The sequence below is a fragment of the Nocardia sp. CNS-044 genome (assembly GCF_059570515.1).
In genome coordinates this window covers 226,068-245,665 of the sequence record NZ_JCANSX010000006.1, presented here as the reverse complement: position 1 = coordinate 245,665, position 19,598 = coordinate 226,068, and the positions used below count along the sequence as shown (strand labels likewise).

Here is a 19,598-nt window from a genome sequence, read left to right as displayed (position 1 = left end):
CGTCAGTCTTCCGTCTCCATATGCGATTCCATGCGCGCCAGAATGTGGTCGATCTGTTCGCGCACCCACTCGGTGAGGCCGTCGCTGCTCATCGCGGTGGCGACCGGGGTCGGGTGGTCCAGCGGCATGACGTAGCGGCCGTCGTCGGGGAGGTCGCGCCAGAGCATGCCTGCTTCGATCCGGCCGCGTGGGCCGTACTTGGAACGGCCCTGCAGGACCTTGACGATGCCGGTGCTCACCGCGGGAGTCGCGAAGAAGGCGTCGCTGCTGATCGTGTCGTCGTCTGTGTCGTCGTTGTCCATGACGCCGGACGACGGGCCCTGGTGAACGATCGTGGGTTCCGAGGTCGGCAGGGTGAGCTGGATGTCGTCCAGATTGCCCGCATTGCATTTGGGCAGCAGTCCGAGCACGGTATCGGCCAGGGCGTGCGGGTCGCATTCGACAGCGTCGAAACCACCTGCGTGCATGAGGGTTTCACCGGGGCGCTGGGTGATGACGTACCCGCGGGCGCGTTGCCGGACGGCATGCACCCGAGTGCGCGCTTCGGGGTTGTCGAAATCCTGGTCGTCCCAGGCGTGCGCCACGATGAAGATGTCAGGTCGGGCGATGGCGCTCGCCATGGCGTCCAGGTCGTGGTCGAACCGTCCCCGCAACCGCTGCTGGACCTCGGACTTCTCCCGCTCGTAGTCGTCCGCCAGCCGGGTGCGGCTGGTGAAGACGAACGGGGCGGGCAGTTCGCCTTGCCGCACTTCCTCGCACAGCAGGTTGAACTCCAGGTCGGTGAACTTCCAGGTTCGGCTCACGAGTCGATCACCGGCTTCACTCGGTCTGGCACGGCGCCGATGCCGTCGTTCAGATGCGCTTTCGACTTCAGGTACTTGGCCGGCTTTTGCGCGGTATCGCCCTGCCCACCGCCCGCGCCGGGGGCGCCGGCCGGACCCATCATCGGGGGACCTCCCATCCCGTGCGAGCCCTGGCTCGCCGCCGCTGTGGCCGGGTAGAGCGGGTGTTCGGCGCCGGGCAGCGACGCGCGCGGAAACGCACGGGCCTGCTGGTAAGGATGCTCGGAGAAACCAGCTGGGCTGCCCACACCACCGGAACCGGTGCTGCCGCCGCCCGCGCCGGACGCCGGATCGACCGGCAGATCGCCCACGGCGGCGGCGAGCGCGGCCGGGTCGAAGCGGCGCAGCATCTCGTGCAACTGGTCCGCGCCGGGCAGGGTGGCACCGAGTTGACCGAGCGACTCCAGTCCCTGGGTGAGCGCCATACCGATCTGGCCGAGGAAGTCCCTGCCCGCCTGGGCGAACGACGCCGGGCCGCCGTCGGCGCCCGCAGTCGGACCGGACAGCCCGGCCACGGAGGACGACTGGCCCGGCACGCCGGCACGCCAGGCCGAGTGGTCACTTGTGCCGGTCGCGGCCGCCAGCGCCTTCTCGTCCAGTGCGTGCGGCAGGTTGTCCAGCACCGACCGCACTTGCGCCGGGTCGAGACCGGTGCGCTTCGCCAGTTCGTCGACGTCGGCCGCCTCCGGGATGTTCTTCAGCACCGAGCGCACCTGTTCCGGGGAGAGGCCGCTCTTCGTGGACAGGGTGTTCTCGTTCAGCAGCTTCGGCAGTTCGCCGAGCATCGAACGCACCTGGGCCGGATCGGCGCCGGTGGCCTTGGCGAGCGCGTCCTCCAACGCGCTCGCGCCGGATCCACCCGCACCCGTTCCCGATGACCCACTGCCCGTTCCACCACCGCCGGACGATCTGCCCTTCGCACCGTTGGGCAGCGGAGTGCCCTTCGCGCCGTTGGGCAGCGGAGCGGACCCGAGCGACGGGACGCTTGGCATGCTGGTGCCGCTGCCTCCCGAGGGGGAGCCGGACGACGACTCGCCGGGAAAGCTGCTGCGCGGGAACGGATTCCCCGAACTCGACGGGCGCGTCTGCGTCCCGCCGCCGTCCGGCGAACCCGCGCCGGACGAACCGACCGGGGTCGCCGCACCGCGGGCGCCGGCCGCGGCAGACTCGGCCTTCTGCTGCGCGGCTTCGTAGCCGGGTGGGAGCTGCCCCTGCGACCTGGAACCCGCGCCGCTGCCGCCACCGCCCTTGGCGCCGTTGGGCAGCGGGGCACTCGCGCCCGACCCCGTGCCGCCCGATCCCGTGCCGCCCGATCCCGTGCCGCCCGATCCCGTGCCGCGCGATTCGGCGCCCTGCGATCCGACGCTGTCAGGGCGTGGGCTTGTGCCGGAATCCGCTGTGCCGTAACCGGACTGGCTCGCCGGGACGACCTGCCCGTAGCCCGGCTGTTGCCTCGGATCCGGCTGCTGGTTCCCGTAGCCGTCCTGGTTGTTGCCGTACTGGCCGTTGCCGTACTGGCCATTGCCCTGCTGGTCGTTCCCGGGCTGGTTCTGCCCCTGACCACCCTGCGGCGCCGGTTGGGCGATCGGACCGTTCACCACGGGCATCACCGAGACGGTGTTCTTCATGCCCTCGCCGTAGTGCTTCTGCCACTCGTCGCGGTACCGGCGGGTCACCTTGCCCGGGCAACAGTCACCGGGATCGGGACTGGAGGGCATGCTGAGCCTGGTCAGGTGCAGCCACTGCGCGCTGTAGTCCAGGTTCTGGCTCATCGCGATCATCGAGGTGGCCAGCGGTTGCACGCCCTCGGAGTAGTTCTCGATCGCCGCTGCCGCCGCGGCCGCGCCCTGCCCCTCCCATGACTCGGTGCCGGTGTTGATGGCGTTCACGAACGTGTTGAGCTTGCCGAGCAGGTCGGTGGCCATGCTGTGCCAGGTGCCCGCGGCGGCCAGCACCGGAGCCGGGTCGAGATCGCGTCCCAGCTCGTACAATTCGCTGAAGGCGAGGCTGTCCTTGTTCTCGACGTTGGCGGTGACGCCCGGATCCTTCTCGCCCTGGTAGTCCTTCAGCGAGGCGGGGAAGCTCTCCGCGTCGGCACGCTGGATGTGTGGCTTGCCGTCCTTGCCCTTCCATGCGAATCCGCCGTTCGGCTTGTCGAATTCGGCGTCCGGCCCGCCCGGCTTGCGTGCGCCGGGAGTGTAGGTGCTGGCCTCGGTCGGCATCTTCAGGTTGTCGAGCGCCTTGAAGTCGCTCTCGGACTCACCCTCGGCGTTCGCGTACGCCTTGCCCGCCGCGATGTAGGTCTCGCCAATGTCCGTGACGATGTCGGCGTGATCTTCGAGGATCGTTCGCAGCCGGTTCCCTTTGGTGGTGAACGCCATCGCCAACTGCGTGCCGGAGGTGAGCGTGCCGATCGGCGCGAAATTGTCGAGGCGCAGGTCTGTCACGGCCGCGGCCATGCCGAGCAGGTCGTCGACCAGATCGGCGCAGGCCCGAGCGGCGGCCAGCGCGTCGGCCGTGTCGAACTTCAGATACCCGGCCTGCGCCTGGTTCTTCAGGCCCGACCACGTGCCTGGTTCGAGAGCCATCCCGTTCACCCTTCTTGTCGCGCGGGCGCACCGCGTGCGCCGCGTCAGTCGTCGTTGTCGGCCACCACGGACCGGGGCGCGCGGGCGCCGGAATCGTCATCGACGGGCCAGCGGCTCGGGTCCGGCGGGTTCAGCGGCGGTGGCGGCGCCGTCGGCATGAGCGAGCCCAGATCCGGTGCGCCCTCGATGATCTCGGAGAGTTTCGGCAGGGCGTTCTTGCGTTCCAGCAGCGGACGCATGAGCTCTCGGCTGCGCTCGGCCGCCTTCGCGGCGGCGGCCTGCACCGCGGCGGTGACGTTCTCCGCGATCTCCTCGAGGGTCAGATCCAGGACGTCGTCGGCGAACTTGGTGTCGATCAGGATGCCGTCGGCGTTCACCGTGACCTCGATGCGCTGATCGCACACGCGCACCGTCTCGGTGAGCCGCGAACGCCGCTGCTGCAGTTCGGCGATGCCGCGGAACTGCTCGCCGAGACCCTCCACCAGCGTCGCCATGTCGGCGCGCAGGCGTTCGTTGACGGTGGGCTGCCCCGTCACGGCGTCGGCTTCCCGAACTGGCCGGCGTTGCCGGAGTCGGTAGCGGCCAAGGCGTCCGCGGCATCGCGCTGCCCGGTCGCCATGTCGCCCAACGTGGTCGCGGCGCCGATGGCGCCCTCGATCAGGTTGTCCCGCGCCGCCTTGTAGCCCTTGTCGCCGTCGAAGAACTTGTGGCCGCGCTTGTCATCACCCCACGGCATGACGGTGCTGTCGGACTCGATACCGCTGAGGGTGTTGCGCAGCTTCTCGGCGACCCCCTTGGTGTCGTTCGACAGCTCCCGGGTCAGATCCGAGGCGTGGCGCAGTTTGTGAGGATCGACCTCCAACTGGTCCGCGGCCATGGCATTTCCTCCTGTGTCGTCGGGTTACGGAGTGAATGGGACGTCGACCTGCTCAGCGGCGTTCGCGAGTGGGGCGTTCCGCGCGTCTGTGGGCGGCAACCACTGCTCTCCCGAGGAGCCACTCGACGATGGCGCGGAGTACGGGCCCGGCAGCGGTTCCACCCACGGCCACTGCTTCGGCCGCGGCTTGCCGCGCACGTCCTTGCCCTCGCCCAGGAACGGTTCGCTGTGGTGTGTGGCGATCGGGTTTCCGTTGCTGCTCCCGCCATTCGCGCCGGTCACCCCAGCACCGGATGGGAGCGGGGGTCGCTGCGCACCGCCCGAGCCGGACGGAGGCGGTGGGGTCCAGCCGCCGTCGACCGAGGACGACCACGAGGTCGGGGGTTGGTGGGTGCGGGCGTCGTGGTAGATCGTGCGGCCCGAGCTACTGCTCGAACTGCTTCCGGCGCTGTGGAACGAACTCGCGGCGTCGTAGTAGACGCTGTTGCCCGAGGCGCTGCTGTGCGAGGACGACGGCCGGTGCGACGAGCCCGCGTGCACCGGCTGGACCGAGGACGACACGCTCGCGTCGGAAACGCTGGACGGCCGGGAACTCGACCCGCTGGACGAACCGTCGCTCCCCGGTGGCCGGGGCGCCGCATTGCCGGAATTCGGTTTCGGCATCCAGACGTAGGAGCGAATGTCGCCGTGCCCCGGCGGAATCGGCTTGCCGATGGCGAAACCGCCGCGCGCACCGCCCACCACCGCACCCCGCGTGGCACCGCCGACCCAGCCCGGCCCGGAGGCGAACGACGAGAAGTCTCTGGTCACCGCGCCCACGGCCAGGTTGCCGAAGGCGGTGCCGACCACACCGGAGGCGCCACCGATCACCGCGCCACGACCGACCCGGCCCGGGATGTTGTTCAACTGCTTGCCCGCGACCTTGTCGATACCGTGCCCGAGATAGCGCCCGAATTCGCGCCCCGGCACCACGCCCGCGACACCGGCGAGGATGGACAGCCCGAACTCCGTGCCGTTGAAGTGCCGTCGTTTGCCCGCCGCGAGCTGACCGACCTGCACCGAGCCGTTGATGGTCCCGACGATGGCGGTCGCCTCGATGGCCCGCGCACCGTAGACGCCCCAGCCCTTCGCGGTGGGAAAGACCGGCCGCAGCCGCGCGGCTTGGGTCCAGAAGTGCCGCTTGGCGGTCGAAGCACCCAGGCGCGCAGCGAGATTGGTGATCGCCTTCTGCACGAAGTCCTCGAATACCTTCAAGAAGGAGCGCGTGGTGGTGATCGCGGCCGCCTCCACCGCGGGGGCGGTGGGCGGAAAGAGCCAGGCCCACAGGATCTCCAGCGCCAGCCAGGCCAGCGTCACGATGACGGTGATCTTGGTGGCCTGGATTTCGGTGCCCATGTCGAACGTGCTGTCGCCGACGGTGCTCATGAAGTTCGCCAGCGCCTCGATGGAGTGCTCACCGGTGCGCAGCGCGTCGTAGCGGGCGCCCATGGCGGTACCGCCCTCGCCCTGCCCATAGGCGTCGATGGTGGCCTGTTTCGCCGCGTCGACATCGGCGAGCAAGGCCGTCAGCTCCGCGCTCGCCGTCTTCCATGCCTCCGACACCGCCCATGCGACGTCCTCGTCGCCCTCCGGCCAGGTGGTTCCGGCCACCCAGGCCAGCCACTGCAACCCCTCGGGCATGTGAATGGTCATCGCTGCACCGCGGCTCCGCACCGCACCGTCGGATTGCTCACCGCAGCTCTCCTCTCGGCGTCCGATGTCGTGGGATTAGAACGCAGACAACTTAATTCGCGATGACGGGCAAACGAATTCGCCGCACCGGCGCCGTTCGCTCCCGAGTGGTAGCGTGCGGGCCCCATCGAGGAGGTGCCGCCTTTCATGACCGCAGCAGAGGATTCGCTCCCCGCCGTTTCCGAGTCACCGCTCGCCGACGCGGCGAGCCGCCGGATCGCCGCGGAATTGAGCGCGCTCGCCCCGCCGGGCTGGCACGAGATGCATGCGGTGTTCGCGCTCACCGCCGTATCGGAGCTGGCGTCGGTCTTCTTCACCGACGAGCACGGCCATCCGGCCCAGGTGTTGCCCTCCGAGGAGGTGCTGGCACTGGTCCGGCGACACCGCGAGGCGTCGGCCGCCCTGCCCGGCGGCCCGTGGTGGCGTTACCTGGTGACGGCGTCGGCGTCCGGCGAGGTCGGCGCCGAGCCCGACTTCGGCGCCGAGCCCTTCCCGGATGACCACCTCTTTTCGCCGGAGGTGTATCGGGCCGACCTGGAGGCGTTTCCGCGGGCGCGGCTCCCGATCTGGTTGGCGGCCCATATCGGGCACGAGAACCGGCAGTCCCGGCCCACCGAGCAGGCGGGGGCACTGGCCCGGACCGCCACGCTCACCCCGGAAATCGAGACGACATTGCCCGCGCTGCCGTTGCTGGCGATGCGCTGGGCGGCGATCGCCGCGGCGTTCGTGGCGGCCGGATCTCCGTGGGGGCCACGGGTGCTGCCCGCGCTCGGCCTGTTCGAGGGCGCCGAGCGCAGCGGTTCCTCGCTGTGGCTGGTCCCCGGCGACCGCGCGGTGCTCTCCGGCGGAGTATGGAACGACCCGGTGCTGGACGCGGTCTACAACGCCGGCGCTCCCATGCCGGATCTCTACGCGGGGGCACCGAGGTGGGTGGCGAACCCGCTGCTCAACCCGCGCGCCGGGTCCGGGTTGCTCTCCTTCTGCTACTGGTGGGAGGGCGGCCACTGGTATCGCGGCGCCGCACCGCCCGCGAGCGAGGTCACGGCCGCGATTCCCGGGGTATGGACCAGGGAGAGCACAGCCGACATCGTGGCGTCGCTCGCCGAGGAATCGGGCGTCGAAACGCGGGACGGAGCAATGGAACTGGTGCTGGCCGCGGAGCACGGCGCGGCCGAGCGCGCACTGCTGGTGCGGCTTTTCGGCGAGCGCGAGGACGTGGACGGCGCGCTACACCAGCTGGTCATGGCGGGCGCGGCGGACTGAAGATGCGGTAACCCCCTCGTTGCTCGAACTGAGTAGATCGCCCTGACAAGAGGTCCGCGCGCTCGACAGGATCGCCGCTGGCCTCCGGGCGCGGGTTCGCGTCGGGTCTCGGCGCGTTCTACGCTCGGCGCACAGTAATGTGTCCTGTTCGCGCCCAACGCGATTCGACGAGAGCGACCCCGGATTCGTCGGGATTGCCGGATCTGGACGGGCCGGTTCCGCCGTGACCAGCGCGCGTCGGCGACCTCCACGTGGCGTGGCAGCGCTCGTCACGAAGAGCTCGTGTGTGCGGCCGAGGTCGCGTATGCGCCGGTAGCATCGAGATGCTCGGACGACTCCGATGTCGAGGTCGCTTCGCAACCATGCTGCCAGTACGGCTTCGGTGCCCGGATGATCACCGACCCAGGGTCGAATTGCTTGGTAGGCAGCATATTTCGAGATATTAGGACGCTTCGACCGATCGGTCAAATATGTGGCGCTGCGAGCCGCGGGGCCCGCTGCGGAGCAGGGCACCTGATGACGCTCAGGTCGGCCCAGGGCGATGCGCATCGTCGCGGGTGCGGCTGGTCACCCACTCGGGTGTCGACTGCCGCCGCGAGTCGTTCGATCCGCTCGGTCCGGGCATTGCGAACACGCGGCGCGTCTTCGGTTCGGGTAACCGACGAGATGCTCTCGGACGGTTGACAAGCTCGAGACCGTACAAATACTGTTCGGTAACCATGAATCCTGTGCCGTCGTACGAAATTCCGAGAGGGATCGTTGTGCCAATCCACATCGCCATAGTGTAGGTGCGACGTACGCACCTTCCTTCGGGCACTACCCCTCTAGCGCGCGCCGCAATCCTCTGGCATGCCCCTGTAGCGCTTCTGTTTCCAGCGTCGCTCGCTGACTCGATTGCTCTACCGAGCACCGACGACACCGCTAGGTCCAGTCTGACCTGCGTCGTTTCGTCGTGGCTTGGGCTGTCCGTGGAAGTTGCTCCGCATTATTGTGGACGATGCTCCGTTTTATTCGGGGCCCTTCGCCGACCCTCGACAACGTCGAAATCGGTTATGTCGAAGCATGAACGGTCCAAGCCGGAACTGCCTCGAGAAATCTTAATGCAATCTTTGGTTTAACCGTGAATCAATCGTGACGGGGGGTCACAGCGTGCACTGAGGAAGGATGGTCAGAGGTGACCGGATCGGCCTTTGCCGTCGCTATTGTTGGCATGTCCTGCAGAATGCCGGGAGCGGCCGATCTCGACAGTTTCTGGCAGCTCCTCAGAGCGGGGCGCGCCGCGATCGGCGCAGCTCCTTCCGTACGCGGGAACATCACCGAGCGGGCCGGATTCGTCGACACCGTAGGGCAGTTCGACGCGGACTTCTTCGGAGTATCGCCCAACGAGGCGCGGGCGATCGATCCGCAGCAGCTGCTTGCGTTGGAGTTGAGCTGGGAGGCGCTCGAGGACGCGGGCCTGGCCGCCACGGCGCGCGATGACCGGCGGTGTGGCGTGTTCCTCGGCTGCACCGGTGGTGATTTCGCCGAAATCGTTGCTTCCCAAGGTGGTCCGGGCGTCAGCCGCCATTCTCTGTGGGGTGTCGGACGCGGCGTCATCGCCAACCGCGTCTCGAACTACTTCGGTTTCAGCGGTCCGAGCATGGTCGTCGACAGCGCCCAGGCGTCCTCGCTGGTCGCGGTGCATCTGGCCTGTGAGAGCCTGCGCAGCGGCGAGAGCGACGTGGCCCTGGCCGGTGGCCTGAACCTGATTCTGTCGCCGACGAGCGGTGAACGGATCGAGCAGTTCGGCGCGCAGTCGGCGCTGGGCGCGTGCCACACCTTCGACGCGCGGGCCGACGGGTTCGTGCGCGGCGAGGGCGGCGGCGTGGTGGTGCTGAAACCACTGGCGCGGGCGATCGCCGACGGCGACCGGATTCACGCTGTGATCCGCGGCAGCGCGGTCAACACCGGCAACGAACGCCGTGTGTTGAGCGCCCCGAGCCGGGATGCGCAGGCCACGGCGATCCGCTCCGCTCTGAGTGCGGCGGGTGTCGAGGCCGAGTCGGTGCAGTACGTCGAATTGCATGGCACCGGAACGCCCGCCGGTGATCCGGTGGAGGCCGCCGCGCTCGGTGAGACCTACGGCGTCGGCAGGGCGCAGGACGCGCCGCTGGCCGTCGGATCGGTCAAGACGAATATCGGGCACCTGGAAGGTGCTTCGGGTATCGCGGGTCTCGTCAAGACCGTGCTGTCGCTGAGTCACCGGGAACTGGTGGCCAGCCTGAACTTCGAGACGCCGAACCCGCGAATTCCGCTCGAGAAGTGGAGTTTACGGGTCGTCACGGGCACCGAGAACTGGCCCGCGGCCGAGGTGCGCAGGGCAGGTGTGTCCTCGTTCGGCATGGGGGGATCGAATGCCCACGTGATCGTGGAGGAGGCGCCCGCCGTCTCGTCCGCCGCGTCCACGGGCGACGGCGCGGTCGGTGCGGTGCCGTGGGTGGTGTCGGCCCGCAGCGAGGGCGGCGTTCGCGCGCAAGCGGCCCGACTCCGGGAGTGGCTGTTCCGCCAGCCGGAGCTGGATGTGGTCGATGTGGCGCGTTCGCTGCTGACCACCAGAGCCCAAATGGAATGGCGCGGCGGCGTCGTCGGGCGGGATCGAGAGGAGTTGCTGGCCGGATTGGCGGCCCTCGCCGACCCGACCGCGCCCGCCGCGGACGTCGAGCCGACCACCGCGCGGGCCGAACAGCGGCGGATCGCGTTCGTCTTTCCCGGGCAGGGCAGCCAGTGGGAGGGTATGGCGCTCGGGCTGTTGGATTCCGGTGGGGCGTTCGCGGAGTCGATCGCGGCCTGCGAAGCGGCGCTCGCGCCGTATGTGGACTGGTCGCTGACGGCGGTGCTGCGTCGCGAAGGCGCCGCGCCTCCGCTGGATCGCGTGGATGTCGTGCAGCCGGTGCTGTTCGCGGTGATGGTCTCGCTGGCCCGGATGTGGCGGGCGGCCGGTGTGGAACCGGACGTGGTGATCGGCCATTCCCAGGGCGAGATCGCCGCCGCGTACGTCGCCGGTGGACTGTCGCTGTCCGACGCGGCGCGCGTGGTGGCGCTGCGGTCGCGGGCGGTCGCCGACGAGCTGGCCGGTCAGGGCAGTATGGCTTCGATCGGACTCGGCGCGGACGCGGTCCGGGAACGTCTGTCGGCGTACGGGGATCGGCTGTCGTTGGCGGCGGTGAACGGACCGGCGCAGAGCGTGATAGCCGGTGATGTTCCGGCGATGGAGGAGTTTCTCGCCACCTGCGCCGACGAAGGTGTATGGGCCCGCCGGATTCCGGTGGACTACGCGTCGCATTCGAAGGCGGTCGAGCGGCTCCGCGATCGGTTGCTCGAGGAACTGGAGCCGATCCGCCCGCGATCCGGTTCGGTGCCCTTCTTCTCCACGGTCTTCGCCGACCGGTTGAATACGGCGGAACTCGACGCCGAATACTGGTATCGGTCGTTGCGGGAACCGGTTCGATTCGCCGACGCTGTCACGGCGCTGATCGGGGACGGTGTCAACGGATTCATCGAGGCGAGTCCGCATCCGGTGCTCACGATGGGCATCGGCCTTACCGCCGAGGCGGCCGGTGCGGCCGAGGGCGTAGCTGTCGTGGGGTCGTTGCGGCGCGGTGCGGGCGGCCAGGAACGGTTCATGACGTCGCTGGCAGAGGCCTATTGTGCCGGTGTGCCGGTGGACCTGCGCGCGCTGGTCTCAGGTGGGGTGCGGGTCGACCTGCCACCGTACGCGTTTCAGCGTCGTAATTTCTGGGCCGGTGTGCCGGTCACTTCCGGTGGCGGTGTCACCGATGTCGTTGCGGCGGCCGAGGAACAGACTCCCGAGGACCGAATTTCCGAAGAGTGGACCGAAGCCCGGGACAACGGCCCGCTAGCCCACAAACTACTGGGTGCCCCCGAATATCAGCGCGACACAATAGTTCTCGATATCGTCCGTGAGGTCGCTGCTGCCGTACTAGGCCACGAGTCGGCTGAATCGATTCACCCCGATCTGCCGTTCACCGAGTTCGGCTTCGACTCCGTCAGCGGGGTCGAGTTGCAGAACCGGCTGATGCGGGCCACCGGTGTGCAGCTGCCGAGGACGCTCGTCTTCGACCATCCGACCGCGACCGCGGTCGCGGCGCTGCTACGGGCACGGGTCACCGGGACCGACAGTGGACAGCGGCGCGCTGAATTCACCCGCTCCGGCGGCCGACCATCCCCGACGTCGAACGAACCGATCGCGATCGTCGGCATGAGTGCCCGATTCCCGGGCGGTGTGCGATCCGCCGAGGATCTGTGGAACCTGGTGGCCGAGGGCCGGGACGTGATCGGCGAATTCCCGACCGACCGCGGCTGGGATCTGGACCGGCTGTTCGATCCGGACCCCGACAAACCGGGCAAGGTCTACTCGCGCCATGGCGGATTCCTCGCCACCGCAGGTGATTTCGACCCGAGTTTCTTCGGCATCAGCCCTCGTGAAGCGCTGGCGATGGATCCGCAGCAGCGGCTGTTGCTCGAAACCGCATGGGAAGCCCTGGAGAACGCGGGCATCGACCCGACGTCGTTGCGGGGCAGTGACACCGGCGTCTTCGCCGGTGCCTGCTCGTCGGGTTACTCCGGCCGGGTGACCGGTGACCTGGAGGGATTCCGGCTGACCGGCACGTCGCACAGCGTCATCTCGGGTCGTGTCGCGTACGTGTTCGGCCTGGAAGGTCCGGCGGTCACGGTGGATACGGCGTGCTCGTCGTCGCTGGTGGCGTTGCACCTGGCGTGTCAGGCGCTGCGCCAGGGCGACAGCTCGCTGGTGCTCGCCGGTGGTGTGACCGTCGCGGCGAGTCCGTACCTGTACGTGGACTTCGCCCGGCAGCGCGGCCTGGCGCCGGACGGTCGTTGCAAGGCGTTCTCGGCCGCGGCCGACGGTGTGGCGTGGTCCGAGGGTTCGGGTGTCCTTGTGCTCGAACGCCTTTCGGACGCGCAGCGGCTCGGCCACAACATTCTGGCCGTCGTTCGCGGTAGTGCGGTGAACCAGGACGGCGCGAGCAACGGTCTGACCGCTCCGAACGGCCCGGCGCAGGAGCGGGTGATCGCGCAGGCCCTCGCCAACGCGGGGATCTCGGCGGTCGACGTGGACGCTGTCGAGGCGCACGGGACCGGCACGACGCTGGGCGATCCGATCGAAGCACAGGCGTTGATCGCCGCCTACGGACAGGATCGCGGCGATCGGGAGCCGTTGCGGATCGGTTCGTTGAAATCGAATATCGGCCATGCCGTGGCCGCCGCCGGTGTGGCCGGTGTGATCAAGATGGTGCAGGCGATGCGGCACGAGCGGTTGCCGCGGACGCTGCACGTCGATTCGCCGTCGCCGCACGTCGATTGGGCTTCTGGTGCGGTGCGTCTGTTGACCGAAGCCGAACCGTGGACCGTCGCTGAGCGGGTGCGTCGGGCGGGTGTGTCGTCGTTCGGAATCAGCGGCACCAACGCGCATGTGGTCCTCGAAGAAGCACCTGCCGCACCGGTAGCGGCTGCCGAGGTCGTGGAAGACGCGGAGCGGCAGTCGAACACGGCCGTGCCGCTCATCCCATTGCTGGTGTCGGGTAAGGGCGATGCAGGACTGCGCGCGCAAGCCGCCCGGCTGCGTGCGTGGCTTTCGGAGCGACCGGAGATCGACATCGCGGACGCGGCCTATTCGCTGGCGACCGCACGGGCCCAGCTGGATTCGCGGAGTGTGATTCTCGGTCGCGATCGAGACGAGCTGCTCGAGCGGTTGACGAATCTCGCCGAATCGGGGACCGGCGCCGGTGTCGTCGCGGGTGCCGTCGGTTCGGGGCAGACGGCATTCTTGTGCACCGGTCAGGGCGCGCAGCGGGTCGGTATGGGCGCCGGGTTGTACGAGGCGTTCCCGGTATTCGCGGACGCGTTGGATTCGGTGTGCGCCCAGTTCGATCCGGTGCTGGGGTGTTCGCTGAGGCTGTTGATGTTCAGTGGCGCCGTCGGCGGTACCGGCGCCACGGTGCTGGATCGGACGGAGTTCACCCAGCCCGCGCTGTTCGCCTTCGAGGTGGCGCTGTATCGCCTGCTGGAGTCGTTCGGTGTGACCCCGGACGTGTTGATCGGCCACTCGATCGGAGAAGTCGCGGCCGCGTACCTCGCTGGCCTGTGGTCGCTGCAGGACGCCTGCCGGTTGGTGGCGGCGCGTGGCCGCCTCATGGGTGCGTTGCCCGAGGGCGGCGCGATGCTGGCCATCGCGGCATCGGAGACCGAAGTGAACGATGTGGTCGCCCGGTATCCCAGCCGAGTGTCGATCGCGGCAGTGAACGCGCCTGCGGCCCTGGTGATTTCCGGTGACGAAGACGCGGTCGCCGAGGTCGAATCACTGTTCGCCGAGCGCGGCAGGAAGACGTCGCGACTGCGGGTCAGCCACGCCTTCCACTCGCATCGGATGGAGCCGATGCTGGCCGAATTCGAGGCTGTCGCTGCGGACTTGACGTACAACCGGCTGCGCCTGCCGGTGGTATCGAATGTGTCCGGTCAGCTGGCCGGGGACGAGATGGCCGATCCCGCGTACTGGGTTCGGCAGGTGCGGGCCGCAGTGCGATTCGCGCCGGGTATCGAGACGTTGCTCGCCTCGGGTATCCGCCGATTCCTGGAAATCGGTCCCGACGCGGTCCTGACGGCGCTGACCCGGCAGACCCTTCCGGACGGGGCGGAGTCTGTAGTGATCGCGGCCGCGCGGCGGGAACACGATGAGCTTCGACAGTTCTCGACGATGCTGGCGCACGCGCACACATCCGGTGTGAGCGTCGATTGGACGCCGATCTTCGCGCGCCGGTCGATGCGACGAGTTCCCCTGCCCACCTATGCCTTCCAGCACCAGCGATTCTGGTTACCGCCGCGTCCCGAAGCCACCGGCGAGACCGGCCACCCCTTGCTCACCGGTGTGGTGCCGGTGGCCGGCAAGGACGAGTTCGTTTTCACCGGCAGGTTCTCGCTGCCGACCGACCCGTGGGTCGCCGACCATATGACCTACGGCACCGTGGTGCTGCCGAGCGCGACCCTCGTCGAGTTCCTGCTCGTCGCGGGCAGCCGAATCGATTGCGGCGTCGTCGAAGAGCTGACGCTGGAGGCTCCGATACTTCCGTCGGAAGACGACGAGGTCGAGCTCCAGGTGTCCGTGGGGGAAGCGGACGGGACCGGGCGACGGCAGTTCGATTTCTACTTCCGTAAGTCCGGTCGCGGATCGGGCGAATGGGTGCGCAACGCCAGCGGCGTACTGGCTCCTTCGTGGGACGGCGACGACGCTCTGCTGAACCGGCTGCGGGACGAGGCATGGCCGCCGGTCGACGCCGAAACACTCGACACCGCATGGATTCCCGAGCGCATCGCCAAGGGATCCGGACTCGAATACGGTCCGGCGTTCATCGGTGTCGACGCCGCATGGCAGCGGGGTGAGACCGTCCTCTCCGAGATCACCCTGGACACCGCCGCCGCGCCGGAACCCGAGCGGTTCGATCTGCATCCCGCCCTGCTCGACCTGGTGATGCACGCCGGACTGGCCGGGCTCGTCTGGCGTGATCTGGACAGCGATCCGAACACCGGCCGACTGCTGTTCCGCTGGGGCGGGGCGCGACTGCATCGGCCGTTGGTTCAGGCGACGACGCTGCGGGTCATCGCCGTGGCAACTGGACCGGAGACGATCTCCGTCGCGACCATCGACGATGCGGGACGGCCCGTGGTCTCCGTCGACGCGGTCGTCATGCGGCCGTACGACGTGAAACAGATGCGTGGCACCCTGGCCGGTGATGACGCCGACATCTACGAGATCCAGTGGACGCCCGCGCCGGTAGCGGCACCGAGCGTGTCCGCGGACCGCCTGGCCGTACTCGGTTCGGCGCCGGTCGCCGGAATCGGCACCAGCTATCCCGGTCCTTCGGAATTCGCTGCGGCACAGACGATTCCGGACGTCGTATGCTGGCATCCGGAGGTCGGCGCCGCGGCCGACGACCCGGTGATCGTTCGCGGTCACCTGGAAGCGGTGTTGGCGACGTTGCAGGCCTGGCTGGCGGAAGACCGTCTGGCCGACACTCGCCTGGTCGTGCTGACCACGAATGGTGCCGGGCTGCCCGGTGAGGCGCCCGATCTCGCCGCGGCAGCCGTCCGGGGCCTGATACGCAGCGCGCAAACCGAATATCCGGGCCGATTCGTCCTCCTCGACGCCGACCCGTCGGCCGCGCCCCTGGCCGATCCGACGCTGGTCGGCGCGGTGATCGCGGCGGGCGAAGAGCAGGCCGCGGTGCGCGCGGGGGCGCTGCTCGTGCCCAGGCTGGTGCGAGCGCTAGCCGAGCACGATGCCGACCCGGCACCGGCCGACCCGTCCTTCGGTACAGGCACCGTACTGATCACCGGCGGTACCGGCGGCCTCGGCGCACTCGTGGCTCGTCATCTGGTCTCCGCACACGGAGTTCGCCGTTTGCTGCTGGTGTCCAGGCGAGGCGAAACCGCCGAGGGCGCAACGGAACTGACGTCCGAGCTGGTGGAAGCGGGCGCTGCTGTGCGGGTGGCGGCCTGCGATGTGGGCGATCGCGAAGCCCTTCGCGCCCTTCTGGATTCGATCGAGGCCGATCACCCGCTGACCGGTGTAGTACACGCGGCGGGCGTCCTCGACGACGGCACCCTCGCGGGTATGTCGGCCGGGCAGCTGCGGCGCGTGTTCGACCCGAAGGCTGCGGCCGCATGGCACCTGCACGAGCTCACGCGGGATCGTGACCTGTCGGCCTTCGTGCTGTTCTCGTCCGTCGCGGCGACGATCGGTACGGCGGGACAGGGCAACTACGCGGCGGCCAACGCATTCCTCGACGCGCTGGCCCACCGCCGCCGCGCCACGGGGCTGCCCGCCATCGCGCTGGCCTGGGGGCCCTGGAACTCCGCCGCCGGTATGACCGGCGGCTTGGACCGCGGCGCCCTCGCCCGCTGGGAAAGGCTCGGTCTCCACCCCCTCAGCGACGACGAAGGTCTCCGCCTGTTCGATGCGGCCACCGGCCGCGCCACCGCGCACGCGGCAGCGATCGGGTTCGACCCGGCGGAGCTGCGGCGCGAAGCGCGCGACGGTGCGGTGCCCGCGGTGCTCCGCGGTTTCCTGCCCCGCACCACGGACCGGCCCGCGGCCGCGTCGAGTTCGCTGGGCACCCGGCTGAGCCAGGTCCCGGAGGCCGAACGCGCCCAAGTGGTGCTCGACCTGGTCCGGGAGCATGCGGCAGCCGTGCTCGGCCACGGTTCCGCCGACGACATCAATCCCGGCGAGCGATTCGACGCACTGGGATTCGACTCGCTCGGCGGCGTCGAGTTCCGCAACCGCCTGTCCAAGGCCACCGGTGTCCAGCTGCCGTCCACCCTGGTCTTCGACCACCCCACCGCCGCGGCGGTCGCCACCCTCTTGCACGCCAAGATCGCGGGAACGGAGTCCGGTTCCAGGACGACCCGGGTGTCGCGTCGCGTCCGCGTGGACGAGCCCATCGCGATCGTCGGCATGAGCTGCCGGTTCCCCGGCGGCGTCCGAACCCCGGAGCAGTTGTGGGATCTGGTGCGGTCCGGCACCGATGCCACCACGGAATTTCCGGACGATCGCGGCTGGAATCTAGAGCAGCTGATCGACAAGGACCCGGACAAACCGGGGACGGTCTACAGCCGCGGCGGCGGATTCCTCGATGACGCCGGTGATTTCGACGCCGGATTCTTCGGAATCAGCCCGCGCGAGGCGCTGGCGATGGATCCGCAGCAGCGGTTGCTCCTGGAAGCCTCCTGGGAGGCGTTGGAGCACTCCGGAATCGACCCGGTCACGTTGCGCGGCAGCGACACCGGAGTGTTCGCAGGCGCGTGCGCCTCGGGGTACGTCGACCGGGTCACCGGCGACCTCGAAGGGTACCGGCTGACCGGCACCACCCACAGTGTCGTCTCGGGCCGCGTCGCCTACGTGTTCGGCCTCGAGGGACCGGCGGTCACCATCGATACCGCATGCTCGTCGTCATTGGTGGCCTTGCACTTGGCGTGTCAGGCCTTGCGTCAGGGCGAGACGTCGCTGGCCTTGGCGGGCGGCGTCACCGTGGCGGCGACCCCTTATCTCTCCGTGGATTTCGCGCGGCAGCGCGGCCTGTCTCCGGATGGCCGCTGCAAGGCGTTCTCCGCCGCGGCCGACGGTGTGGCCTTCGCCGAAGGCGTGGGTGTCCTGGTCTTGGAGCGGCTGTCGGACGCGCAGCGGCTCGGCCACGACATCCTGGCCGTCGTCCGGGGCAGCGCGGTGAATCAGGACGGTGCGAGCAATGGCCTGACCGCGCCGAACGGTCCGTCGCAGGAGCGAGTGATCGCGCAGGCCCTCGCCAATGCCGGGCTCACACCCGCCGACGTCGATGCGGTGGAAGCGCACGGGACCGGCACCCCCTTGGGGGATCCCATCGAAGCCAACGCGTTGATCTCCGCGTACGGGCAGGAACGTGGGGACCGCGAGCCGCTGCGCATCGGATCGATCAAGTCGAATATCGGTCACACCGTGGCCGCGGCCGGAGTCGGTGGCGTGATCAAGATGGTGCAGGCGCTGCGGCACGAAACCCTGCCCAAGACACTGCACGCGGACGAGCCGAGCCCCCATGTGGACTGGTCCGCGGGCGATGTCCAGTTGTTGACCGAGGCTCAGCCCTGGCCTGCCGGTGGACGGGTCCGTCGAGCGGGCGTGTCGTCGTTCGGTGTCAGCGGCACCAACGCGCACGCGATCCTCGAGGAAGCTCCCGCACCGCGGTCGGTCGCCTCGCGACCGGCTACCCACCGTCCACGCATCGCGGTGCCGTGGCTGGTATCGGCGAAGAACGAGACCGCCCTGCGCGCACAGGCCGCGAAACTGCGGCAGTGGCTGGTCGATCGCCCCGACGCCGATCCGGTGGCGGTGGCGTATTCGCTCGCGACGACACGTACGCAGCACGAGTCGCGGGCGGTGATCGTGGGCAATGATCGCGACGAACTGCTGGCGCGGCTGGGGACGCTCGTCGCCGGATCTTCCTCGACCGGGGTGGTTTCCGGGACAGTCGGCTCCGGGAAGACCGCCTTCCTGTTCACCGGTCAGGGCGCGCAGCGGGTCGGTATGGGCTCGGGTCTCGCCGAGGCCTTCCCGGTATTCGCCGCGGCGCTGGACGAGGTGTGCGCCCGGTTCGATCCCTTGCTGGGTTGTTCGTTGAAGCAGGCGATGTTCACCGGCCACCTGATCGACGATCAGGGAGTAGCCGCGGAGACCGGGATTCTGGATCGCACACGCTTGACCCAGCCCGCGCTGTTCGCGTTCGAAGTGGCGCTGTATCGGCTGCTGGAGTCGTTCGGGCTCGTCCCGGACATGGTGATCGGGCACTCGATCGGTGAACTGGCCGCGGCGTATGTGGCCGGTGTGTGGTCACTGGAAGACGCCTGCGTGCTGGTCGCGGCGCGCGGGCGGCTGATGGATGCGCTGCCGGAGGGCGGCGCGATGCTCGCGGTCGCCGCGTCCGAGACCGAGGTCGAGGCGGCGATCGCCGGATTCGGTGATCGCGTGTCGGTGGCGGCGGTGAACGCGTTTGCGGCCGTGGTGGTTTCGGGTGACGAGGAGGTCATCGACGAGATCGATCGGCAGTTCACCGAGCGGAGTCGCAAGACGAGCCGACTGCGGGTTTCGCATGCGTTCCATTCTCATCGGATGGAGCCGATGCTGGCCGAGTTCGAGGCACTCGCGGCGGGAGTGACGTTCAACGCCCCGCGAATGCCATTGGTGTCGAACATCTCCGGCCGGATCGCAGGCGACGAGATCCTGGATCCGGGGTACTGGGTCTCGCAAGTGCGCGCCACGGTGCGTTTCGCGCCCGGTGTCGAGACGCTGGTGGCATCGGGTGTGCGCCGATTCCTCGAAGTCGGACCCGACGCGGTGCTCGCGGCAATGACGCGGCACTCGCTGCCCGCGGAGGTCGAGGCTCGATCGGTGGTCGCCGCGGCGGCCCGCCGGGATCACGACGAGGTCGAGCAGTTCCTGACCATGCTCGGCCACGCGCACACCGCCGGGCTGGCCATCGACTGGAATCCGCTGTTCGCCACCGATCCGGTGTCACGAATCGCGTTGCCCACCTATGCCTTCGAACATCGGCGGTACTGGCTCGAACCCAGCATCGGGGAGACCTGGAACGCGACCTCGGAACACCCGCTGCTCACCGACGTGGTGCGCGTGGCCGACCGCGACGAGTGGCTGTTCACGGGGCGGCTCTCGCTGCGCACCCATCCCTGGATCGC

The 19,598-nt window shown here is 69.0% G+C and carries 7 protein-coding genes (1 of these 7 only partly in view); 2 read left to right on the top strand and 5 right to left on the bottom strand.

The annotated features are described in order from the left end of the window. Positions 1-2: 2 nt before the first annotated feature. From T333_RS09755 to T333_RS09735, 5 genes are read right to left on the bottom strand one after another with little or no spacing between them, the layout of a single operon-like run. Positions 3-803: an ESX secretion-associated protein EspG gene (locus T333_RS09755; RefSeq protein ID WP_496424275.1), complete on the bottom strand. Its 801-nt coding sequence runs from the start codon at positions 801-803 to the stop codon at positions 3-5. Continuing rightward, entirely contained in the window at positions 800-3,430 is a 2,631-nt protein-coding gene (locus tag T333_RS09750; RefSeq protein WP_496424274.1) for a hypothetical protein, read from the bottom strand. The genes T333_RS09755 and T333_RS09750 overlap by 4 nt, the downstream gene beginning before the upstream one ends. Before the next feature lie 44 nt (positions 3,431-3,474). Next, complete coding sequence (locus T333_RS09745) at positions 3,475-3,966, bottom strand: YbaB/EbfC family nucleoid-associated protein (RefSeq protein WP_496424273.1); 492 nt, start codon at positions 3,964-3,966, stop codon at positions 3,475-3,477. Then, positions 3,963-4,307 carry a hypothetical protein gene (locus tag T333_RS09740; RefSeq protein WP_496424272.1) on the bottom strand — a complete coding sequence of 115 codons (345 nt, stop codon included), beginning with the start codon at positions 4,305-4,307 and terminating at the stop codon, positions 3,963-3,965. The genes T333_RS09745 and T333_RS09740 overlap by 4 nt, the downstream gene beginning before the upstream one ends. 24 nt (positions 4,308-4,331) lie before the next feature. Next, the gene (locus T333_RS09735; protein WP_496424271.1) at positions 4,332-5,999 is read right to left on the bottom strand and encodes a WXG100-like domain-containing protein; all 1,668 of its coding nucleotides are present in this window, start codon (positions 5,997-5,999) and stop codon (positions 4,332-4,334) included. Between the two features lie 186 nt (positions 6,000-6,185). On the opposite strand from T333_RS09735, the gene T333_RS09730 reads away from it, so the two are divergent. Beyond that, positions 6,186-7,301: a hypothetical protein gene (locus T333_RS09730; RefSeq protein WP_496424270.1), complete on the top strand. Its 1,116-nt coding sequence runs from the start codon at positions 6,186-6,188 to the stop codon at positions 7,299-7,301. A gap of 1,174 nt (positions 7,302-8,475) precedes the next feature. Then, a protein-coding gene (locus T333_RS09725) for a type I polyketide synthase (protein WP_496424269.1) crosses the window boundary here: on the top strand, positions 8,476-19,598 show its 5' portion. Its footprint extends 2,674 nt past the window's final position; 11,123 of the gene's 13,797 nt are visible here — the first part of the coding sequence; it begins with the start codon at positions 8,476-8,478; the stop codon falls past the right edge of the window.